Here is a 19,391-nt window from a genome sequence, read left to right as displayed (position 1 = left end):
GGTCGTGACTCGCAGGCAACTCACCCATGCCCAGTGGAAGTTCATCGATCCATACCTGCCGATCGGTAGGTATGGCCCGTACCCCGAGCGGCTGCGGGAGCAGTTCGAGGGGGTGATCTGGCGGTTCCGGTCCAGCGGTCAGTGGCGGGAGATGCCTGCCGAGTTCGGCCCATGGGCCACCGTCTACGGGCGTTTCCGGGTCTGGCGGAACGCCGGCGTGTTCTCCGCCCTCCTGGAAGGCCTGATCGCCGAGGCCGCCCGCGCCGGACAGAGCGACTTGTCGCTGGTCAGCGTGGATTCCACAACGGTTCGCGCCCATCACGACGCTGCGGGCATGCGCGTCAGCAAGCACCTCATGGACGCCCTGGAGGAAGCCGCACAGGAACATGAGACCGCCCGGCAAAAAGGGGCGGACCGGAGGGACAGAACGGACAGGCCGAGCGCCGGCGCGTCCGGCGCAGGCACAAGCTCCGCCTGAAGGAAGCCCTGCTCGGCAGATCCAGGGGCGGGCTGACCAGCAAACTCCACCTCGCCGCGGACCGCAGATGCCGCCCACTCGCACTGGTCCTGACCGTTGGGCAGGCCGGGGACAGCCCGCAGTTCATCCCCGCGCTCAAGCGCGTTCGAGTCCGCTTGCCTGTCGGTCGTCCTCGCAGCAGGCCCGGCGCGGTCGCCGCGGACAAGGCCTACTCATCCCGCGGCAACCGCACCTACCTGCGCAAACGCAACATCAAGGCGGTCATCCCAGAGAAGAGGGACCAAGCCGCCAACCGGAGGAAGAAGGGCGCCCGAGGCGGCCGACCCGTCAGCTACGACGCAGACCTCTACAAAGAGCGGAACACCGTCGAGCGCCTGATCAACAAGCTCAAGGCCTGGCGAGGCATCGCCACTCGCTACGACAAATCACCCGAGAGCTACCTCGCCGGCGTCCATCTCCGTGCCGCAATGATCTGGATCGACGACCTCCTGAAGACCCCCGACTGATCACGACATCACACAGGCCCTAGGACTCTTCATGCAACAGCCGCCCACGGCCGCCACCCGTACCGGCAGGGTCATCGCGACACTCGCACTCGCGGGCATCGCAGCAGCCGTCATGCAGACGCTGGTCACACCGCTGCTGGCCGACCTGCCGAGCATCCTCCACACCTCCCACTCCAACGCCGCCTGGGTCGTCACCGCCACGCTCCTGGTCGCAGGCGTGTCCGTACCGATCAGCGGGCGCCTGGGTGACATGCTCGGCAAGCGCCGCATGCTGCTGGCCTGCTGCATACCGCTGATCCTCGGATCGGTGGTGTGCGCCCTGTCGGACGGGGTCATCCCGATGATCGTCGGGCGTGGCCTGCAAGGGGTCGGCATGGGCATGATCCCCCTGGGCATCGCCCTGCTCCGCGACATCCTCCCCGCCGAGAAGCTCACTTCCTCCATCGCCCTCGTGAGTGCCTCCATGGGCATCGGCGGCGGCATCGGCCTCCCGTTGTCCGCGGCCGTCGCCCAGTACGCGAGTTGGCGCTTCCTGTTCTGGGGGTCCGCGGCGCTCGCCGTCTGCGTCGCCGTCATGGTCGTGGCGTTCGTTCCGGACGTTCCGGCCGCCGCCAAGGGTCAACGCTTCGACGTGGTCGGTGCGGTGGGCCTCGCGGCGGGTCTGGTGTGCCTGCTGCTGTTCGTGTCCAAGGGCGCCGACTGGGGCTGGGGATCGGCCACCACCCTCGGCCTGATCGCGGCCGCCGTCGTGGTACTGGCTGCCTGGGGGTGGTTCGAATGGCGCACCACCGACCCGTTGGTCGACCTGCGCACCACGGTCCGCCCGCGCGTCCTGCTGACCAACCTCGCCTCGGTCTCCATCGGCTTCGGCATGTACGCCGGCATGCTGGTCGTCCCGCAGCTGCTGCAGTTCCCCGCGGCCACCGGCTACGGCCTGGGCCAGTCCATGCTGGCGGCCGGCCTGTGGATGCTCCCGGGCGGGCTGATGATGATGGTCGTATCCCCTCTGGGCGGCAAGCTCACCAACGCCCGGGGCCCGAAGGTGACCCTGGTCTGTGGAGCGCTCGTCCTGGCCGCGGGCTACGGCGTCGCGCTGCTGCTCGCCGGATCGGCCGTCGGGCTGATGGCCGCCGTCATGGTCATCAACAGCGGTGTCGCCCTCGCCTACGGGGCCATGCCCGCTCTGGTCATGAGCGCGGTACCCCTCGCCGAGACCGGCGCCGCCAACGGGTTCAACGCCCTCATGCGCTCCCTGGGCACCTCTGTCGGCGCCGCCGTCGTCGGTGTCGTCCTGGCCCGGATGACCACCACGGTCGGAGGCGTCACGCTGACATCCGAGTCCGGCTTCCGCACCGGCCTGCTGATGGGCGGAGGCTTCGCCCTGCTGTCCGCGGCGGTCGCCGCCCTGATCCCCGCCCTCAGGACGGGGCGGCTCGAACTGCGGGACCAGTCGGGCCCCGCGACCGAAACGGCACCCACCTCGGTGAGCACGTAGCGCGAGCACTCATCCGGCCCCCTCCACGTATGACGCCAGGTGGGCCAGCGAGGAGGCGATGCCGGCCTCGTGGTCCGCTCGGTCGATGCCGACCGGTACGTTCGTGGCGGCGACCGTCACCTCGGTCCCGTCACCGGAGGCGGCGAGGTGCCAGGTCATCGTCATGGTGCCGGCGTACGCCGGGTCGTCGGACTCGAACACGGCCTCCTGCACCACGCGTTCCGGCGGCGTGAGGCCGGTGAACCGGACGTCGACGACATCGGTCGCGTCCGAGGACTTGCCGGGGCTGTCGGTGGGGTCGAGGTGGGTGAGGACCATCCGGAACCCGCCGCCGGGCCGGGGATCCCAGTGCTCGATCCGCCCGTGCATCCCGTCCGGCGGGAGCCAGGCTTCGAGCGACTCGCGGTCGAGGAGGGCGGCGTAGACGGCCGCCGGCGGTGCCGCGATCACCCGGCCGACCCGGTCGGTCCTGCCCGTGGCCCGCTTCCGGGGCCGGCCCCGGTCTGCCGGCGCGTCGGCGGCGGGGGACTCGAGGGTGCGCAGGTGGGCCGTCACGGCCGCGGTGGTCCGCTGCTCGTCGCGGCTCGCCAGGAGGTCCAGCAGCGCCCCGCGCAGGACCGAGAGCAGCAGGGTGCGCTCGGCGAGCCCCCCGGGGGTGTCGCGGCGGGCCGCCGGCTGGGCGGTGGCGAAAAGCTCGAGCCAGTCGGCGATCGTCCGCTCCGCGAAGCCCGCCCACGGGCCCGCGCCGCCGGTGAGCGAGCGGGCGTAGCCCTCGACCCAGAGCATGAGGACCTTGCGGTGCCCCGGGTCGGCCAGCCAGCTCCACACCAGCTCGCCCGTCCGGGCGAGGCCGTGCTCCGGCCGGGCCCGGTGCACCGCTTCGAGCATCCCCGTCTCGTCCTGCCGGGCACGCGCGAGCAGCGCCTGCACCAGGGCGTCCTTGCTGCCGAACAGGAAGAGCAGGACGCGTGGGCTGCTGCCGATCGCCTCGGCGAGGGGCCGCAGGGACATGTCGGCCAGCCCGTGGTCGAGCACGTGGGCGTAGGCCAGCTCCAGTAGCTGGTGCTTACGGGCGGAGTCGGCGCGGGCGGAGTCGTCTCGGGCAGGAGGGGTCACCCGGACATTATGCTTTACTGAAACAGTCGTTTCAGTTGGTGTAGATCAAGGAGAGAAGGGTCCCCATGAGCGAGGCGCGCGCGGTGATCCGGTCGCTGGGGGAGCCGGGTGACCTCGGCTGGGTGGTGATGGCCCACGGCGAGCAGTACGCGAAGGAGTTCGGCTGGGACACCGGCTTCGAGGCCCTGGTCGCGCGGATCGTCGCGGACTACGCGGCCGGCAGTGACCCGTCCCGCGAAGCGGCCTGGATCGCGGAACTCGACGGCCGCCGGGTCGGCAGCGTGTTCTGCGTGGCCGGTGAGGAGGGCGCCGCCAAACTCCGGATCCTGCTCGTGGACCCCGCCGCACGAGGCCACCGGCTGGGTGCCCGTCTGGTGGACCGGTGCGTGGACTTCGCCCGCGAAGCGGGGTACGAGCGGATCCGGCTGTGGACGAACGACACCCTGGTGGCCGCGCGCGGGATCTACCTGGCCGCCGGCTTCCGGCTCGTGGAGGAGGAGCCGCACCACAGCTTCGGCGCCGATCTGATCGGGCAGGTCTACGAGCTCGACCTGTCGGGCTGAGCAGCCCCACCGTTGGGCCCCGTTACCGCCGGGCCCCGTCACCGTCGGACCGACGTCACCGCCCCACGACCTCACCCCCGTCCCCGCCTCGCCCCCGTCCCCGCCCCACCGCTCCGGCAGGCCGCGCGCAGAAGACGCGACCCGGCACAGATAACAGCGGAGCCCGAGGGTAGACGCGAGCCTAGGCACCGCTGCGGAGCCACCCGGCTCCGCGGCATTCCCGACGAGTGAGTGAGGACATCATGCTTTTCGCCGGAATCATTCTCCTGGTCATCGGGTTCCTGACGGGAATCTCCATCCTGTGGACCATCGGAGTCATCCTGCTCGTGGTGGGGGCCGTGCTGTGGATCATGGGTTCGGTCGGGCACGCGGTCGGCGGCCGACGTCACTACTACTGACCGGGCCTTTCGTCGCCCGCCCCGTTCGGGGCGGGCGGCCCCATGACCCGGCAGCTGCAGACAGCGTGCCGTCGGCCCGTTTCCGGGTGTCCGCGCGGCACGCCAGTTGACCAGACGTCGCGGGGCGAACGACATCCGGCCCGCGGGTAGGCGGAGGAATCGAAGGAGAGGGAACCCCGATGACGATGACCGGACTACCGGGAAGCAAGTCCGTCCCCAGCGCGCGGGCGCTGCGACGACAGGCCGTCCGGACCGGAAGGGAACTCGGACGGACGGTCGAGGCGTTCGTCTCCAAGACCGGCCGGTCGGCGCGGGTCCATGAGAAGGGCGTCTTCGCCAAGGGGCGGGTCGTGCGGACCGCCGGGCGGCTGAAGAAGGCGGCCACATCGCACGCCGGCCGCCTCACGAAGGACAAGAAGCTCGATTCCGCACGGGTCCGGGCCGTTCGGGCCGCGACCATGGCGCGGAGCAACCGAACCGTGCTGATCACGGCCTCCGGAGTGCTGACCGCGGCCCTGCTCGCCAGGCGCAGCCGGCGTGCACGACGGGATCCGACTGTTTGAACCGAGAACTCCGGGCCAGACGCTAAGGGATCACGCTTTCGAATCCGGCCCGATCGGGGGCCGTCTGCGATGGAGGTTCCGAGGTGGGAAATGTGTCCCGTCTGCCCGGCCGCGCCGAGTACCACTGGCTGTGGCAGGAGGATGCCGCCTGCCGGGAACTGGGCTCGCGCCTCTTCTTCCACCCCACGGGCGAGCAGGGGCCGGACCGTGAGGCGCGGGACACGGCGGCGAAAGAGGTGTGCGCGCTGTGCCCGGTGCAGCGGGACTGCCTGCGGCACGCGCTGGAGGTGGTGGAGCCGTTCGGGATCTGGGGCGGGCTCACCGAGCACGAAAGGCGCCGGCTGGATACCGCGGGTGCCAAGAGGGCCGCTCTGCCCTCCACCGCTTGAACCACACCGCCGGTGAAGGAACGCTCCAGGCGGGAACAGGAACGGGCGCGGCCACCAAGTCCTTGGGGGCCGTGCCCGGCTTCGTGCTCTCGGCAGGGAGTGCTTCAGCAGGGGCGGACCGGCTGGAGGTTGTGGACGTAGCGGGCCGAGACCCAGCCCTTCGAGCCGTGCAGGCGGTACCAGACCGGATTGCCGTCCACCCAGCCTCCGCGCTTCTGGCACACGAGGAGCACCCGCTCGTGCGGGTGCAGCTTCTTCACCACGTCCGAGTACATGGTCGGCTTCTCGCGGACGTTCAGGGGCGCGCGGGTCTCGACCACGCCCACGGGGCCGGACCTGTCCTTCGCGTGCCCGCCGATGAGGCCCTCGGCCGCCCAACCGGCCGTGCTCAGCGGCCCGATCAGTACTCCGGCCGCCAAGGCGTACGTCAGCAATGCCTTCTTCACCATCGGATCCACTCTCCCTGTGTCACCTGGGCGCGGGGCCGGTAGCCCGTGCGGCCGCCCACCCGGCCGACTATCCACCGCCCGGACGGCGACCCGAAGGGAACACGCCCCCGTTGCTCCGGATGGCCCAGACTCCTTCGCCGTGGCGCGCACTCCCCGGTCCCCCCGCTCCTGCGGCCGCGGAGCGGCACGGTGACGACACGAAACCGGGCCCGGGCTCGATGAGCCCGGGCCCGGTCACATCCGGTCGGATGGTTCAGATGATGCGGCCGCCGAAACCACCGACGGAGTAGTAGGTTCCGATCTCCTCGCGGTATCCGACGTCGTCGAGGTGCTTCTCGCGGTGGAACTCCGGAGCGTTCTTGATCTGCTCCTTGGTGCCGTCGACGTAGATCTTCTTCCGGTCGACGTCGATGATGATCACGGTGCTCGCCGGCAGCAGCACCTCCTTGCCGAAGATCCAGACCCCGGTGTCCACGACCAGATAGGCATCACCGGCCTCGTCGGAGTGCTTGTCGACCTTGCCGATGTTGCCGTCGGTCGCCTCGACCTCGTACCCGGTCAGATCGGTACCGGTCAGGTGGCCGGAGGTGGACCTGTAGCCCCACACATGCTCAGTCACGCGAAAACAACTCCTTCGCCAGACAGGGGGCGGCGAGGCAGCGCCTGCCGTCCCTCTCTTTCGATGTCGTACGCGACGCTGTGCGCGCCCCGCCAAAACTCGCCTGCCCTGGCTTCGTTGCTTCATTCACCCGCCGCGCGGCGCGGACGCCGGAGGGAGGAGTTTGCGCCGTGTCCACCAGGGCAGCCGCGCCAGGGGAAGCGAAGACCACCGGGCAGGCACCGGGATGCAGGTCGACATGCTTCCCATCCCTCCTCACCGCTCGTTCCCGCGCCTGAGGCGCCAACGGGTGAGGGTGCGGGGGAGATCCAGCCGCCACAGAGCCGACAGCCGGGGTGAGGCCACAGTGAACATGACCGCAGAATCCACCGTCGACCCTCGCGGTGCGGGAGTGCCGGTCACGGGGCAGAGCCGCCGACTGCCCCTGGGCGGTGTGCGCGGCCCTGCTGCCGAGGGCCGCGCCTTCACCCGCCGGACCCTGCGGGAGTGGGGATGGGACCGCTACGAGAGCGCCGCCGACGCCCTGCTCGTCGTGTCCGAGCTGGTGAACAACGCGGCCGCGTACGCGAACGGCTGTCAGGAGCTCGTCCTGACAGCCGCCGAGCGGACCTTGCGCATCGACGTGTTCGACGCCTCGGCCGAACTGCCGCACCCCCGGACCGAACTCCGGCCGGAAGCCCCCGGTGGCCACGGCCTGCGCATCGTGCGGCTGCTCACCGACCGGTGGGGCTCCTACACCCGTGACCCCGGAAAGGTCGTCTGGGCGGAGATCGAAGCCGTCGGACACCGGGACCCGACGGCCACGGCCCCGGCCCCGGAGCCCGTGCTCAGGCCGGCTTCCGCGACTCGGGCTCTGCCTCCTGCGCCCGTGCCCGTTCGGCATTGAACTGGGCTCCGGTGAGCAGCGCCAGGTTGGCGAACCAGAGCCAGATCACGAAGACCACGATGCCGGCCAGTGAACCGTAGAGCCGGCCGTAGGTGTCCAGCTCCGTGTACAGCGTGAAGAGCCCTGAGACGGCCATCCAGAGCACGGCCGCCAGTACGCCGCCCGGCAGGCCCCGGCGCGTGCCCCGGCTCTGCGCCGGGCCGGTACGGAAGAGCACCAGGACCAGCAGGACGACGACCGCCAGGAGCACGGGCCAGCGCAGGAGCGCCACGCCCTCGGCGCCGGGCCCGCCCGCCGTCCGTGCCACCCATCGGGCCGTCGGCCCGGACACCACCAGCCCCACGGCGCCGACGACGAGCAGGATCAGCAGCACCACGGCATTGACGAGCAGCATGTGGGCGGCGCGCAGCGCACGCCGCGTGTCCGGCACCCGGTGCATCGCGTGCAGGGTGCGCCGGAACAGCGCGAGGTAACTGCAGGCCGACCACAGGGCGCTCAGTACGCCGCTGATCAACAGGGCCCACATCGAAGGCTGTTCCGCGGCCAGGCCGTCGAGCGCCTCGCGCAGCACCTGCGCCGACTGGGGCGGCGCGTACGAGGTGAGCTGGGCGATCAGCCGGTCCCTCGTCGCCGCGCCGGCCAGCCCCACGAGCGAGACCGGGATGACGAGCGCCGGCAGGAGGGCCAGCACGGAGTAGTAGGTGAGGGCGGCGGCCTGGTCGGCGAGGTTGTCGGTCCAGACGCGGATGGCCGTACGCCGCAGCTCGGCGCGGGTGCGCGCCGTGAGGGTGGCGGACGGCAGCCCGCCTCGGCCTGCCGCTTCGCGGAGTATGTCGCTCATCCCGCGCGATTGCCCGGCGCGACCTTGTGCATGCGCCCGCGAGGTCCCGCGTACGGGGTGCAGGCACCCGCGAGGTCCCGCGTGCGGGGCGGCCGGCCCCGCCGCGGCGGACCGCGGGCGGTGGGTTGCGTACCGGACCCTTCGCAGGGCAGACGAGCCGCCATGACATGGAGATATGCGCTGCGGCGCGGTGAGAGGCCCGACGACGGTGCTGTGGCGTCCGGTTGGCGACGACGTCGGCCGGCCCACCCGGCCGTCCGGGCGCTGGCCATGCTGGCTGCCTTCATCGGGACCGTCCTGTTCAGCGTGGTCCTGGCGCGGCTCACGCTGGAACCGTCCGCGGCCTCGGTGGACCTGGTGCACAGCAACGTCCGGCCCGGCCACTCGATCAATGCCTACCTGGACGGGGCGTCCACCGTCGAGGCGGTGCGCCAGCTGGGCGGAAACCTGCTGCTGGGCCTGCCGTTCGGGGTACTCCTGCCCGTCCTCATGCCCCCGGCCCGCGGGCTGCTGCGGGTCGCCGTGGTGACCGTCTGTCTGATGACGCTGGTGGAGCTCATCCAGGGCGCCCTCGTCACGGGACGCGTCTTCGACATCGACGACGTCATCCTCAACACGGCCGGCTCCCTCCTGGGCTACCTGCTGATCGGCCGCCGGCTGGGCCGGGCCGTGCACCCGCGCCGCAGGCACTGGTGGCACCGCAGGCCCAGGCAGGGACCGGGGCCGTCCGCCGACTCCGCCACCGACGCCGAACAGCAGCGGGAGCCGAGGCCGGTCCCCGTGCCGGCGCCGCGGCCGGAACCGAAACCGCAACCGCGGCGGGAACCGGAGCCGAGCCGACCGGGGTGGCGCAAGGCCTTTCGCCGCGACAAGTGACTCGTGAGTACTGCACACCCCGTAGGTGACAGCGGTGACTGTCGCCCCATCCGCCGGGCGTGACACGGTCGGTACTGCCAACCGACCGAGGGAGCAGTAGTGAACAAGGGGTACGCCGCCTTCTGCGACGCAGACCGCTGGTTCTACGACGCGCCGTACCGGCGGGCCGGTGAGAGCTACCGGGCCGCCCTCGCCCCCGTCCCGCAGGGCTGGCGCTCCCACCGGAGCGGCGACTGGCTCGCACTGCGGCCCGAGGACGCCGAACTGCCCTCACAGGGCTGGAAGATCCACGTCTCGGCCACGCTCGACAACGCGGAAACGCTGCTGACGACGGTGTACGAGTACTGCACCGCCCGGCGCATCGCCTTCAAGTTCGTCCCGAGCCGGTACCTGTTGCACCTGCGCAACGCCAAGTACGCCGACCGCGCGGCGAGCGGGAAGTTCATCACCGTCTACCCGGCCGACGGGGAACAGTGCCGGCGGATCGCCGAAGACCTCGACACCGCGCTGGCGGGGGCGGTCGGACCGTACATCCTCAGCGATCTGCGCTGGGGCGCCGGCCCGGTCCACCTCCGCTACGGCAGCTTCACCCTGCGCCACTGCTACGACGAGCACGGCGAGCTGGTCCCGGCGATCGAGACGCCCGACGGGCGGCTCGTGCCGGACCGCCGGGGACCCGTGTTCCAGCCGCCCGAGTGGCTCGAACTGCCCGGATTCCTGAAGCCGCACCTCGAAGCGCGCTCCGCGCTCACCTTGACGGGGATCCCCTTCACGGTGGAGCGGGCGCTGCACTTCTCCAACGGCGGCGGCGTCTACGTCGGCAAGGACACCCGGACCGGTGAGTCCGTCGTCCTCAAGGAGGCCCGGCCGCACGCGGGGCTCGCCGCCGACGGAGCCGACGCCGTGACCCGGCTGCACCGCGAGCAGGCCGCACTGGAAAGGCTCGCGGGACTGGACTGCGTCCCCGCGGTCCGCGGCACGTTCACGGTCGGCGACCACCACTTCCTGGTACTGGAACACCTCGCGGGCAAACCGCTCAACACCTACTTCGCCCGCCGCCACCCCCTGATCGAGGCGGATCCCGGCCCGGCGGAGCTCGCCTCCTACACCGAGTGGGCGCTCACCGTCCACCGGCGGGTCACGGAGGCCGTCGACGCCGTGCACGCCCGCGGCGTGGTCTTCAACGACCTCCACCTCTTCAACATCATGGTGTCGGAGGACGAGACGGGCGAGCCCTCCGTCTCACTGCTCGACTTCGAAGCCGCCGCGCACGTCGACGAGGGGCTGCGGCAGACCGTCGCCAACCCCGCCTTCGTCGCCCCGGCCGAGCGGCGCGGATTCTCCGTGGACCGCTACGCCCTCGCCTGCCTGCGGCTCGCCCTGTTCCTCCCGCTCACCAGCCTGCTCGTGCTCGACCGGGCCAAGGCCGCCCACCTGGCCGCCGTCGCCGCCGAACAGTTCCCCGTACCGAAGCAGTTCCTCGACGAGGCCGTCGAGGAGATCATGTCCGGTGCGCCGGACGCAGCGCGGCCCGGACCGTACCTGCCCGTCGAGCCGCGCCAATGGCCCGCCGCCCGTACGTCGATGACCGCCGCCCTGCGCGCGAGCGCCACCCCCGACCGCGAGGACCGCCTCGTCCCGGGCGACATCGCCCAGTTCGCGACCACCGCCGGGGGCATCGGGTTCGGCTACGGGATCGCCGGAGTGCTCCACGCCCTCGCCGAGACCGGGGCCGAACCCTGGCCCGAGGCCGAGCAGTGGCTGCTCGACCGGACCGGGAACCCGCTGTCCGGCACTCCGCTCGGCTTCTACGACGGCCTGGCCGGCACGGCCTGGACCCTGGACCGGCTCGGACACCGCGGCCGCGCCCTCGACCTCGCCGACCAGCTGATCCACCAGCCCTGGGAGAGCACGGGCCCCGACCTGCACAGCGGACTCGCCGGCATCGGCCTGGCCCTGGACGCACTCGCCGGCGAGAGCGGCGAGAGCGAACTGCACGCCGCGGCCCTGCGCTGCGCCGAGCTGATCGCCCAGCCTGAGCGGCGCCCCGCCCGCGCGGGCCTGCTGTACGGGAACTCCGGCCCCGCCCTGCTCCTCGTGCGGCTGTACGAGCGCACCGGCGACAAGGAGCTCCTGATCCAGGCCGCCCGGGCGCTCCACCGCGACCTCGACCGCTGCGTCACCAGCGCCTACGGCACCCTCCAGGTGAACGAGGGCTGGCGCACGATGCCGTACCTCGGCGAAGGCAGCGTAGGCATCGGCATGGTGCTCGACGACTGGCTGGAACACGGCCCCGACGAGCGCTTCGAACAGGCCCGGCTGGAGATCGTACGAGCTGCCCAGGCGACCTTCTACGCCCAGCCGGGGCTGATGCGCGGCGCCGCCGGGATGATCCTCCACCTGGCCCGGACCACCACACCGGGCCCGGGCACCGGCCCCGGCGCCATCGCCCGCCAGATCGGCGCACTGGCCCGGCACGCCGTCCCGTACCAGGGCCACCTGGCCTTCCCCGGCGAGCAGATGATGCGGCTGTCCATGGACCTCACCACGGGCACGGCCGGCGCTCTCCTCGCCCTAGGCAGCGCCGCGCCCGGCGGGCGCGCGCACCTGCCGTTCCTCCCGCCGCTGCGCGAACGCGCGGCGGCCCCAGAGCCGGCCCCACCCGGGGCCGTGACCCATCGCACCACTAAAGAGAAGAAGAGGAATCATCATGACGCTTCTTGACCTGCAGTCGATGGAGACCCCGAAGGAAGAGACCACGGAGCTGACCGGCGGCGGCAGCCGTGCCAGCCTGCTGCTCTGCGGCGACAGCAGCCTGAGCATCACGACCTGTAACTGACCCAGGTCACCTCGGGCCCGGGCGGTTCTCCGCCCGGGCCCGCACCACACCACTGGAGGCATCCGCCGATGAGCCCCCCCGACGAGGCCACCGACGGATCCCCGGTGCCGGACACGGCCCGCGACGCGGACCGCGCGCTCGTGGCAGCGGCCCGTCACAGCGGCGGACGCACCGCCGCCGTCCTCGGATGCACGGTGACGGCCGCCGCGGCGGCCCTCGCCGAACCCGCGATCCTCGGCCACACCCTCGACCTGCTCCTGCGCCGCGACCAGTCGGCCCCCGCCTGGACCCTGCTGTGCGCCGCCGTCATCGCGGCCGAAGTGGCGCTCGACGCGGCCGCCGCCCGGCTCACCGGAGACGTGGACGGCCGCTCCACCGCCCGACTGCGCAGGCTCGGGTTCGCCGGGCTGCTGTCGACGGCCCCGCACCACGCGGCCCGCCACGCCCCCGGTGAAACCGCCGCCCGGCTGACCGCGCACGCGGCGGAGGCCGGGAAGGTACCGGCCGCCGTCGCGCACGCCCTCGCCGCCCTGCTGCCGCCGCTCGGCGCGGTGGCCGCCCTCCTCCTCATCGACCTGTGGACCGCGCTCGCCTTCCTCCTGGGCGTTCCGCTGCTGGTCCTCCTGCTGCGGGCCTTCTCCCGCGACACCCTCTCCAGCGTCGCCCGCTACCAGCAGGTGCAGCTCGCCACCGCCGGCCGCCTCGTCGAGGCCCTCGCCGGGGCCCGTACGATCGCCGCCGCCGGCAGCGCGGACCGCGAACGCGCCCGGATCCTGGCGCAGCTGCCCGAACTCGGCACCGAGGGACGGCGCATGTGGCAGGTCTACGGAGGCACCACGGCCCGGTCGGCGGCCCTCATGCCGATGCTCCTCTACGCAGTCCTCGCCGTCGGCGGCATCAGGCTGTCTGCCGGCGCCATCGGCATCGGCGAACTCCTCGCCGCGTCGAGGTACGCGGGCCTCGCGGCCGGAGTCGGCGCGGTGACCGGAGGACTGGCAGCGGTCGCCCGGGGGCGGTCCGCCGCCCGGCGGACCGCGGCCCTCCTGGCCCTGCCCGCAATGGACCACGGCCGGGCGGAACTCCCGGAAGAGGGCCCCGGCACGCTCGAACTGCAGGGCGTCCGGGTCGTGCGCGGCGGGTCGACGGTCCTGCACGACATCGACCTGGTCATCCCCGGCGGGACCACGGTGGCGGTGGTCGGCAGGTCCGGCGCCGGCAAGACGCTACTGGCCACCGTGGCCGGCCGGCTCACCGACCCCGACGCGGGCCGGGTACTCCTGGACGGCGTACCCCTGCGGGAACTGACCGCCGAAGCGCTGCGCCGCGAGGTCGGGTACGCCTTCGACCGGCCGTTCCTGCTCGGAGACACGGTCGGCGGTGCCATCGGCTTCGGCGCGTGCCCGGCCCCCGCCCCGGACACGATCCGCGCCGCGGCCCGTGCGGCGGGCGCCGACGCGTTCGTCCGCCGCCTGCCCCACGGGTACGGCACCCGCCTCGCCGACGCCCCGATGTCCGGCGGCGAGGTCCAGCGGCTCGGCCTGGCCCGGGCCTTCCGTGGCGCGGGCCGGCTCCTGGTGCTGGACGACGCCACCTCCAGCCTCGACACGGTCACGGCCCGCGAAGTCGAACGGGCCCTCGCCCACGAGGTCCGGCCCGGCACCCGGATCGTGGTCGCGCACCGGCTGTCGTCCGCCGTCCGCGCGGACCTCGTCGTATGGCTGGAGGACGGCCGGGTGCGGGCGACCGGCACGCACGGCGAGCTGTGGCGCCGCGAACCCGCCTACCGCTCGGTGTTCGCCGCGGCTCCGGAACCGCACGAGCACCAGCCGGCCCGGGAAGACCACGAGGCGGCGCGGTGAGCGAGAGCGAGACCTGGCGGCGGGTCGCCCCCGAGGGCCGGCGCTTCCTGCGCGGCCGGCGGCGCGCCCTCGGCAGGCTGGCGGCATGGTCGCTGCTGGAATCCGCGCACACCTTCCTCGGCGGCTACGGCGTGGCCCGCGCCCTCGACGACGGCTTCCTGGCCGGCCGGACCACCACCGGACTGGCGTGGCTGGCCGCGGCCGGAGCCGGCGCACTCCTCGGCGGGTACGCCCTGCGCGGTGTGTTCGCCGGCCTCGCCGACCTCGTGGAGCCGCTGCGGGACGGGCTGGTCCGCCGGGCGGTACGGCAGGCGATGGACCGCGCGGTCGCCGACCCGGCACGCGCCGCGGGCACGGGCGCGGTGTCCCGGCTGACCCAGCAGACGGAAATGGCCCGGGACTCCTTCGCCGGACTGGTCCTGACCGCACGCTCGTTCCTGTTCACCGCCCTGGGCGCGATCGCGGGCATGGCGGCCCTGGCTCCCGTGCTCCTGCTCGTCGTGCTGCCCCCGCTGGGGCTGGGTGCGGCGGCCTTCCTGGCGACGCTCCGCCCCATGGCCTCCGTACAGCGCCGGTCCCTGGACACCGACGAGGCACTCTCGGACCGGGCGGGTGAGGTGGCCGAGGGCCTGCGCGACATCGTCGCCTGCGGCGGACAGGCCGCGGCCCGGGCCCGGGTGGAGCCCCTCATCGCCACCCAGGAGCGGTTGGCCCGGCAGCTCGCGCGTTGGACGGCCCTGCGCATCCTGGCCCTGGGCACGGCCGGCCGGCTGCCGGTGATCGCCCTGCTCGTCGCGGCGCCGTGGCTGCTCGGACGGGGGATCACCGCCGGAACGCTGGCCGGAGGCCTCACCTACCTGATGCAGGCCCTGCTGCCCGCCCTGCACACCCTGATGACGGCGGTGGGTTCCGCCGGCACCCGCCTCCTGGTGGTCCTCGAACGCTTCTGTGACCCCATCCCGTCGGACGCGAACGGGGACGAGGCGGCGGCCAAGGCTGCGGCCGCCGCCGGGACGGCGAAGCCGCAGCCGCTCGTCCCGGCCGGCCGGCGGGTCACCGCCGCGGCCGAACTCCGGGGTGTCACCTTCGCGTACGGCCCCGCGGCGGCCCCCGTGCTCGACGCCCTCGACCTGGTGGTGCGGCCGGGGGAGCACCTCGCGGTCGTCGGGCCGAGCGGCATCGGCAAGTCCACGCTCACCGCCCTGCTGGCGGGGATGCTGTCGCCCGGAGCGGGCACGGTCCTGGTCGCCGGAGCCAGCGCACGCCGGGGACCCGGCGTCACGGGACCCGACCCGCGGCGCACCATGCTGCCCCAGCAGGCCTACGTGTTCACCGGTACCCTCCGGGACAACCTCACCCACCTGGCCGCCGCGCCCGGTGTCCCCGTACCCGGGGACACCGAAGTGCTGCGCGCCGTCGCCGCCCTGGGGCTCGAAGACCTCGTGGGGCGGCTCGGCGGTCTGGACGCCGAGGTGACACCCCGGCTGTTGTCCCGCGGCGAGTGCCAGCACCTCGCGCTGGCTGCCGCCTACCTGTCGCCGGCCGAGCTGCTCCTCCTCGACGAGGCGACCTGCCACCTGGACCCCCGTACGGAGGAACGTGCCGAGCGGGTCCTCGCGGACCGGCCCGGCACCCTGGTCGTCGTGGCCCACCGCATCTCGTCCGCGGCCCGCGCCGACCGGGTGCTCGTCCTCGACGGGACCCGCGCCGTGTGCGGCACGCACGCGGAGCTGCCGGCCAGATCCGCCCTGTACCGGGATCTGGTGGGGAAGTGGGACGGGGCGGCGGACGAGTGACGCGCCGGCCGCGTGTCCGTCCGCGCCCGTCCCGGGGTTAGACCCAGCCGGCCCGGCGGGATATCCGGATCGCGTCGATGAGATTGCGCGCGCCGGTCTTGCGGGTCGCCGCGGCGATGTAGTTGCGGACCGTCCCGCTCGCCAGGTGCAGGGTGCGGGCGATCTCCGCGATGGAATCGCCCTCCGCGGCCCTGACCAGCACGCTGAGCTCGCGGGGACTCAGCGGTACGGGATCGGCCTCCAGGAACGCCGACGCCAGTGAGGCGTCGATGAACCGTTCCCCCGCGGCGACCTTCCGGACCGCCCGTACGAGCCGCCCCGGCGAGCCGTCCTTGTCCACGTAGCCGCGGGCCTCGGCCCGGAACGCCCGGTGCAGCGAACCCGGCGCACCCGTCGACGCGAGCACCAGTACCGAGGACGGGGACGCGAGGACCTGGCGGTCCGCACGTGCGTGGCCGGCCAGCACGGCCGTCGTCCCCGGACAGTCGAAGTCGACGACCGTCACGTCTGGCCGTAAGGACTCGGCCTGGCGGACAGCGGTCCGCCAGCCCGCCGACGTGACTTCGAAAGACCCTTCGGATCTCAGCAGTGCGGCCAGAGCCGAGCGGACCAGGCTGACGCTGTGCAGGACGAGGACCTTCGTCATCGTGTGCTCCCCTAGGTTGACGATCCAGCAGCTCCACGCGGCTGCCCCCGTATCGGGGTGATGGAACGTCACTGCGGGGGGCGTGCAGGGGCGCACGGGCAACTTGGCCGAGAAGCCCGGGGATTCTCGCTCCGCTTAGGCGCGATACCCCCTTGAAGGCCGGGCCCGCTGCTCCTCGGCGCGGTCAGATCTCGCCGCGCCAGGCGCCGGTCTCGACCCCGCGCGACTCGATGAACAGCTTGAACCGCTGCAGGTCTCCCGCGACCTGACGCTTGACGAAGCCGAGCTTGTCGGCAGCCGCTTCGGCCAGTCCTTCGGGAATCCAGTTCATGTGCAGGACGACCTTGGTGGTGGTCGCGTCGATCGGCTGGAAAGTGACCAGACCGGCCTGGCGGGCCTCTCCGTCGACCGTCATCCACGCGACGCGCCGGTCCGGGAGCTGCTCGGTGATCTGTGCGTCGAACTCGCGCTGCACGCCGTTCACGTTCGTCACCCAATGGGTGAGCGTGTCCGTGCGCTGGACGATGCGGTCGACCCCCTCCATGAATACGGGGAAGTCCTCGAACTGCGTCCACTGGTTGTAGGCCGTGCGTACGGGGACGTTGACCTCGACGTACTCCTCGACGTGCGACATGTGTTACCCCTTCCGTAGTGACGGCGGCTTCCGCACCCGGTGGTGCGGACGGTCCGTCAGGACGTCTAGGGGCGCGGTTACCCGCCTCCCGGAACCCCATGCGCGGGTCACCCGGGCCGGACGCCGCGTTGCCCGCGCGGCCCTACGGGTGTCGGATGAGGGTGTGCACGAGGACGAACAGCGCGAAGGCGATGACGAGCAGGTGCACCCAGGAGGGGCCGATCGCCGGGGCCAGGGAAAGGGTGGTGAGCTGATGAGGGGTCATGAAACGCGTCTGCCCCCCGGGGCCGCAACGACGCGCTGCCGCGCGTTACGGCCGGGCGGGTGGCATGCCCCCCGGGGCCGTGACGCAGGGCCGCGAGCAGGGCCGGTCGGCGTGCGGCCGGCACCAGGCCTGTCAGTGTTCCGCAGGCTTGCCGGACAACAGCCGGGCGGCAGCGATCTCGGCCCAGACGGCCTTGCCGTGTTCGTGTGTGTCCGTACCCCAGCGATCGGACAGGCGCTCCACGATGTGCAGACCGTGGCCGCCCGGCACGCCGCGCCGCGGGGCCGGGTTGAGGAGGGGCAGGACCCTCGTACCGTCGAACACCTCGACGCGGAGCGATTGTCCGGACGTGACGACGAGCTCCTGGCAGCCGCCCGCGTGCAGGGAGGCGTTGGTCAGCAGCTCGGACACGAGGAGCAGGACGTCCTCGGCGGTCTCGGTCCCGTCCCAGCCCCAGTCGCGCAGGGCCCGGCGGGTGAAGTCGCGGCCCTTGGACACCGAACCGCCGACGCCCGCCAGGGCGAGGCGGCGACGCTGTCCGCCGCCGGGAAGGCCGGTGCTCACTGGATCTCCCGTTTCCGCTCCGATGGTCTCCACCATGCTTTCGCACCCCCGTGCCGATACCGCTGTACTCGCTGCTCCCGGGGACTGTCCGACGAGCTTGCGGTCGACGTCCCGGACTGTCCGTATGCCCCCGAGCGGCCCGAGGACACCCGGGCCTGAACCCGAGTGTATGGGACCCCCGGTGTCAGGGCATTGCCATGTGGAGCCGCAGCGTGAAGCCGTCGTCCGTGGCCCGGACCTCGACCAGATCGCAGAGCTGGTGGATCATCCACAGGCCGCGACCGCCGTTGGCCGATGCCAGGGAGGGGCGCCGGCGCCCCGCGAGCGGGTCGGCCAGCAGGCCCGCGTCGCGGATCTCGGCGACGACTCCCGCACCGGCGCCGACGCTGTTCCACAGGCGGAGCGTGCCCTTGCCGCCACCGTGGGACAGGGAGTTGGCCGCGGCCTCACTGACGGCCAGCACGAGGTCGCCGCGCCGCGCCGGGGTCAGCGCGGTCGTGCGGGCCCAAACCTCGGCGTGATCGCGCACCTCGGCCAGTCCTCCGTGGGAGTACTCGAACCGGAGCGCCTCGCCTTCGGGCTCGGGCAACGGCAGGTCACAGTCCGCCGAGACCCTCGAGGCGTCGGTGTACGCCGGGCTCGCCAGGTCCCGGCCTTCCTCGATCAGCGTGGGGTGCGTGCGCCGGGCGTCGGCCAGTACGTCGGGCGCCAGCCCGCGTATGTCGTACGGGCACAGGATGGTGGCGGGCCGGCCGGCGAAGGCAGTGTTGATGAGGGCCTCGTGCCGGGTGGCCTCCAGGACCTCGGCGGGGGAGCGGCCGGGCCAGATCGGCTCGCCGACGATCCGGGCCGCCCGGCTCACGTGCAGGTCGGCGAAGTCCTGCAGGGCGGCCAGGATGCGGCCGGGATTGCGGCCCAGCTCCGTCATGTCCGTCCAGGTGACGTCCGTCGCGCTCCCGCCGAGGCTCTCGCGCAGCGCGTCCAGGTGCGGGCCCGGTACGGCGACGAGGACCGGATCCCCGGCCGACAGGGCGGTGCGTACGAAACCGCCCACGCCGGCCAGGTACTCGTCGAGGTCCTGGTAGAAGAGGCCGGGATGGACGAAGGCCCCGGGCCCGGTGGGCTCAGGAACAGTGATCATGCTGCGACCTCCAGCGCGGCGCATTCGTCCGGGAACATCTCCACGACCTTACGCAATGAATAGGGCGGGTCGTGGAGCAAGAGGCGCCGCCCCTGCCCGTTGAGGGCGGCCGCCGCCCGTACCAGGGCGGCGACCGCGGCCGTGTCGAGGAAGAGCACGGCGGAAAGATCCAGGTGGACGACGGGGCCGGGAATCGCTGTCACGGCGCCGAGCGCGGAGGACAGGCAATGCCGGGTGTCGAGGTCGCAGCTGCCGCTCAGGCGCGCACCCGGGCGGCCCCGGAGCGGCCGGGCGGTCAGCGGTGCCGACGCGTCCGTGTCCGCGCCCGGTCCGGCTCCGGCCCGGGACTGCGGTCCGGCCCCCGCCTCCCCGCACCCTGCAACCGGGTCCGCCCCCACCGCGGTGTCCGGGCGCGGTGGGGCGCCTGCGGGGGAGGCGGACCGGTCGGGTCTGCGAGAGGAGGTCATG

21 protein-coding genes and 1 pseudogene are annotated in these 19,391 nt (G+C 72.7%); 12 read left to right on the top strand and 10 right to left on the bottom strand.

Features of this window, described 5'->3' with window-relative positions; all coding sequences use genetic code 11:
- The first annotated feature begins 4 nt into the window (after positions 1-4).
- A pseudogene (locus OTB20_RS28790) lies at positions 5-984 on the top strand (IS5 family transposase).
- 31 nt (positions 985-1,015) lie between these two features.
- Positions 1,016-2,479 (top strand): MFS transporter, encoded by a 1,464-nt coding sequence (locus OTB20_RS28785; RefSeq protein WP_267821862.1) that lies wholly within the window; start codon positions 1,016-1,018, stop codon positions 2,477-2,479.
- A gap of 9 nt (positions 2,480-2,488) precedes the next feature.
- Here the strand turns inward: OTB20_RS28785 and OTB20_RS28780 are convergent, their stop codons facing one another.
- The gene (locus OTB20_RS28780; protein ID WP_267821860.1) at positions 2,489-3,595 is read right to left on the bottom strand and encodes an SRPBCC domain-containing protein; all 1,107 of its coding nucleotides are present in this window, start codon (positions 3,593-3,595) and stop codon (positions 2,489-2,491) included.
- Between the two features lie 65 nt (positions 3,596-3,660).
- Here OTB20_RS28780 and OTB20_RS28775 point away from each other — a divergent pair, with 65 nt between their 5' ends.
- From OTB20_RS28775 to OTB20_RS28760, 4 genes are all read left to right on the top strand, one after another.
- On the top strand, positions 3,661-4,158 hold the full coding sequence (locus OTB20_RS28775) for a GNAT family N-acetyltransferase (RefSeq protein ID WP_267821858.1): 498 nt from the start codon (positions 3,661-3,663) through the stop codon (positions 4,156-4,158).
- A 242-nt stretch (positions 4,159-4,400) separates the two neighbouring features.
- Positions 4,401-4,556: a DUF6131 family protein gene (locus OTB20_RS28770; RefSeq protein ID WP_267821857.1), complete on the top strand. Its 156-nt coding sequence runs from the start codon at positions 4,401-4,403 to the stop codon at positions 4,554-4,556.
- A gap of 179 nt (positions 4,557-4,735) precedes the next feature.
- Entirely contained in the window at positions 4,736-5,119 is a 384-nt protein-coding gene (locus tag OTB20_RS28765) for a hypothetical protein (RefSeq protein ID WP_267821856.1), read from the top strand.
- Positions 5,120-5,202: 83 nt separating this feature from the next.
- Positions 5,203-5,508 carry a WhiB family transcriptional regulator gene (locus OTB20_RS28760; protein WP_420716510.1) on the top strand — a complete coding sequence of 102 codons (306 nt, stop codon included), beginning with the start codon at positions 5,203-5,205 and terminating at the stop codon, positions 5,506-5,508.
- A 104-nt stretch (positions 5,509-5,612) separates the two neighbouring features.
- On the opposite strand, the gene OTB20_RS28755 is transcribed toward OTB20_RS28760, so the two are convergent.
- On the bottom strand, positions 5,613-5,957 hold the full coding sequence (locus OTB20_RS28755) for an SH3 domain-containing protein (protein WP_267821853.1): 345 nt from the start codon (positions 5,955-5,957) through the stop codon (positions 5,613-5,615).
- Between the two features lie 253 nt (positions 5,958-6,210).
- Entirely contained in the window at positions 6,211-6,576 is a 366-nt protein-coding gene (locus OTB20_RS28750; RefSeq protein ID WP_267821851.1) for a PRC-barrel domain-containing protein, read from the bottom strand.
- A gap of 352 nt (positions 6,577-6,928) precedes the next feature.
- On the opposite strand from OTB20_RS28750, the gene OTB20_RS28745 reads away from it, so the two are divergent.
- The gene (locus OTB20_RS28745) at positions 6,929-7,462 is read left to right on the top strand and encodes an ATP-binding protein (RefSeq protein WP_267821849.1); all 534 of its coding nucleotides are present in this window, start codon (positions 6,929-6,931) and stop codon (positions 7,460-7,462) included.
- Here the strand turns inward: OTB20_RS28745 and OTB20_RS28740 are convergent.
- The gene (locus OTB20_RS28740) at positions 7,404-8,303 is read right to left on the bottom strand and encodes a YihY/virulence factor BrkB family protein (RefSeq protein ID WP_267821847.1); all 900 of its coding nucleotides are present in this window, start codon (positions 8,301-8,303) and stop codon (positions 7,404-7,406) included. The genes OTB20_RS28745 and OTB20_RS28740 overlap by 59 nt on opposite strands.
- Before the next feature lie 270 nt (positions 8,304-8,573).
- Here OTB20_RS28740 and OTB20_RS28735 point away from each other — a divergent pair, with 270 nt between their 5' ends.
- From OTB20_RS28735 to OTB20_RS28715, 5 genes are all read left to right on the top strand, one after another.
- Positions 8,574-9,179: a VanZ family protein gene (locus OTB20_RS28735; protein ID WP_420716509.1), complete on the top strand. Its 606-nt coding sequence runs from the start codon at positions 8,574-8,576 to the stop codon at positions 9,177-9,179.
- Positions 9,180-9,278: 99 nt separating this feature from the next.
- A complete protein-coding gene (gene lanKC / locus OTB20_RS28730) occupies positions 9,279-11,903 on the top strand; it encodes a class III lanthionine synthetase LanKC (protein ID WP_267821845.1) in 2,625 nt (874 codons plus the stop codon).
- A complete protein-coding gene (locus OTB20_RS28725) occupies positions 11,890-12,018 on the top strand; it encodes a SapB/AmfS family lanthipeptide (RefSeq protein ID WP_267821844.1) in 129 nt (42 codons plus the stop codon). Before lanKC ends, OTB20_RS28725 begins: the two co-directional genes overlap by 14 nt.
- Positions 12,019-12,086: 68 nt before the next feature.
- Positions 12,087-13,877: an ATP-binding cassette domain-containing protein gene (locus OTB20_RS28720; protein ID WP_267821842.1), complete on the top strand. Its 1,791-nt coding sequence runs from the start codon at positions 12,087-12,089 to the stop codon at positions 13,875-13,877.
- Positions 13,874-15,673, top strand: a complete 1,800-nt coding sequence (locus tag OTB20_RS28715) for an ATP-binding cassette domain-containing protein (RefSeq protein ID WP_267821840.1) — start codon at positions 13,874-13,876, stop codon at positions 15,671-15,673. The genes OTB20_RS28720 and OTB20_RS28715 overlap by 4 nt, the downstream gene beginning before the upstream one ends.
- Positions 15,674-15,710: 37 nt before the next feature.
- On the opposite strand, the gene OTB20_RS28710 is transcribed toward OTB20_RS28715, so the two are convergent.
- The 6 genes from OTB20_RS28710 to OTB20_RS28685 form a co-directional block, all read right to left on the bottom strand.
- Complete coding sequence (locus tag OTB20_RS28710; RefSeq protein ID WP_267821838.1) at positions 15,711-16,319, bottom strand: response regulator transcription factor; 609 nt, start codon at positions 16,317-16,319, stop codon at positions 15,711-15,713.
- A 184-nt stretch (positions 16,320-16,503) separates the two neighbouring features.
- The gene (locus tag OTB20_RS28705; RefSeq protein ID WP_267821836.1) at positions 16,504-16,953 is read right to left on the bottom strand and encodes an SRPBCC family protein; all 450 of its coding nucleotides are present in this window, start codon (positions 16,951-16,953) and stop codon (positions 16,504-16,506) included.
- Positions 16,954-17,095: 142 nt separating this feature from the next.
- The gene (locus OTB20_RS28700) at positions 17,096-17,218 is read right to left on the bottom strand and encodes a hypothetical protein (RefSeq protein WP_267821834.1); all 123 of its coding nucleotides are present in this window, start codon (positions 17,216-17,218) and stop codon (positions 17,096-17,098) included.
- A 132-nt stretch (positions 17,219-17,350) separates the two neighbouring features.
- Positions 17,351-17,818, bottom strand: coding sequence for an ATP-binding protein (locus OTB20_RS28695; protein ID WP_267821833.1), 468 nt, complete (start codon positions 17,816-17,818; stop codon positions 17,351-17,353).
- Positions 17,819-17,966: 148 nt separating this feature from the next.
- Positions 17,967-18,923 (bottom strand): sensor histidine kinase, encoded by a 957-nt coding sequence (locus OTB20_RS28690; RefSeq protein ID WP_267821831.1) that lies wholly within the window; start codon positions 18,921-18,923, stop codon positions 17,967-17,969.
- Entirely contained in the window at positions 18,920-19,390 is a 471-nt protein-coding gene (locus OTB20_RS28685) for an STAS domain-containing protein (RefSeq protein WP_267821829.1), read from the bottom strand. The genes OTB20_RS28690 and OTB20_RS28685 overlap by 4 nt, the downstream gene beginning before the upstream one ends.
- Position 19,391: the final 1 nt, after the last annotated feature.

Source organism: Streptomyces sp. H27-H1 (assembly GCF_026627445.1).
Taxonomy (GTDB): Bacteria; Actinomycetota; Actinomycetes; order Streptomycetales; family Streptomycetaceae; genus Streptomyces.
The sequence above is the reverse complement of the archived record's forward strand: the minus strand, read 5'-3'. Positions and strand labels throughout refer to the sequence as shown.

Bases quoted from the DNA above. Each gene is read 5' to 3' on its own strand.
- OTB20_RS28710 (WP_267821838.1), bottom strand. From the start codon at position 16,319: ATGACGAAGGTCCTCGTCCTGCACAGCGTCAGCCTGGTCCGCTCGGCT.
- OTB20_RS28690 (WP_267821831.1), bottom strand. From the start codon at position 18,923: ATGATCACTGTTCCTGAGCCCACCGGGCCCGGGGCCTTCGTCCATCCC.
- OTB20_RS28725 (WP_267821844.1), top strand. From the start codon at position 11,890: ATGACGCTTCTTGACCTGCAGTCGATGGAGACCCCGAAGGAAGAGACC.
- OTB20_RS28705 (WP_267821836.1), bottom strand. From the start codon at position 16,953: ATGTCGCACGTCGAGGAGTACGTCGAGGTCAACGTCCCCGTACGCACG.
- OTB20_RS28775 (WP_267821858.1), top strand. From the start codon at position 3,661: ATGAGCGAGGCGCGCGCGGTGATCCGGTCGCTGGGGGAGCCGGGTGAC.
- OTB20_RS28755 (WP_267821853.1), bottom strand. From the start codon at position 5,957: ATGGTGAAGAAGGCATTGCTGACGTACGCCTTGGCGGCCGGAGTACTG.
- OTB20_RS28740 (WP_267821847.1), bottom strand. From the start codon at position 8,303: ATGAGCGACATACTCCGCGAAGCGGCAGGCCGAGGCGGGCTGCCGTCC.
- OTB20_RS28695 (WP_267821833.1), bottom strand. From the start codon at position 17,818: ATGGTGGAGACCATCGGAGCGGAAACGGGAGATCCAGTGAGCACCGGC.
- OTB20_RS28785 (WP_267821862.1), top strand. From the start codon at position 1,016: ATGCAACAGCCGCCCACGGCCGCCACCCGTACCGGCAGGGTCATCGCG.
- OTB20_RS28770 (WP_267821857.1), top strand. From the start codon at position 4,401: ATGCTTTTCGCCGGAATCATTCTCCTGGTCATCGGGTTCCTGACGGGA.
- OTB20_RS28745 (WP_267821849.1), top strand. From the start codon at position 6,929: ATGACCGCAGAATCCACCGTCGACCCTCGCGGTGCGGGAGTGCCGGTC.
- OTB20_RS28700 (WP_267821834.1), bottom strand. From the start codon at position 17,218: ATGACCCCTCATCAGCTCACCACCCTTTCCCTGGCCCCGGCGATCGGC.
- OTB20_RS28765 (WP_267821856.1), top strand. From the start codon at position 4,736: ATGACGATGACCGGACTACCGGGAAGCAAGTCCGTCCCCAGCGCGCGG.
- OTB20_RS28720 (WP_267821842.1), top strand. From the start codon at position 12,087: ATGAGCCCCCCCGACGAGGCCACCGACGGATCCCCGGTGCCGGACACG.
- OTB20_RS28685 (WP_267821829.1), bottom strand. From the start codon at position 19,390: ATGACCTCCTCTCGCAGACCCGACCGGTCCGCCTCCCCCGCAGGCGCC.
- OTB20_RS28735 (WP_420716509.1), top strand. From the start codon at position 8,574: ATGCTGGCTGCCTTCATCGGGACCGTCCTGTTCAGCGTGGTCCTGGCG.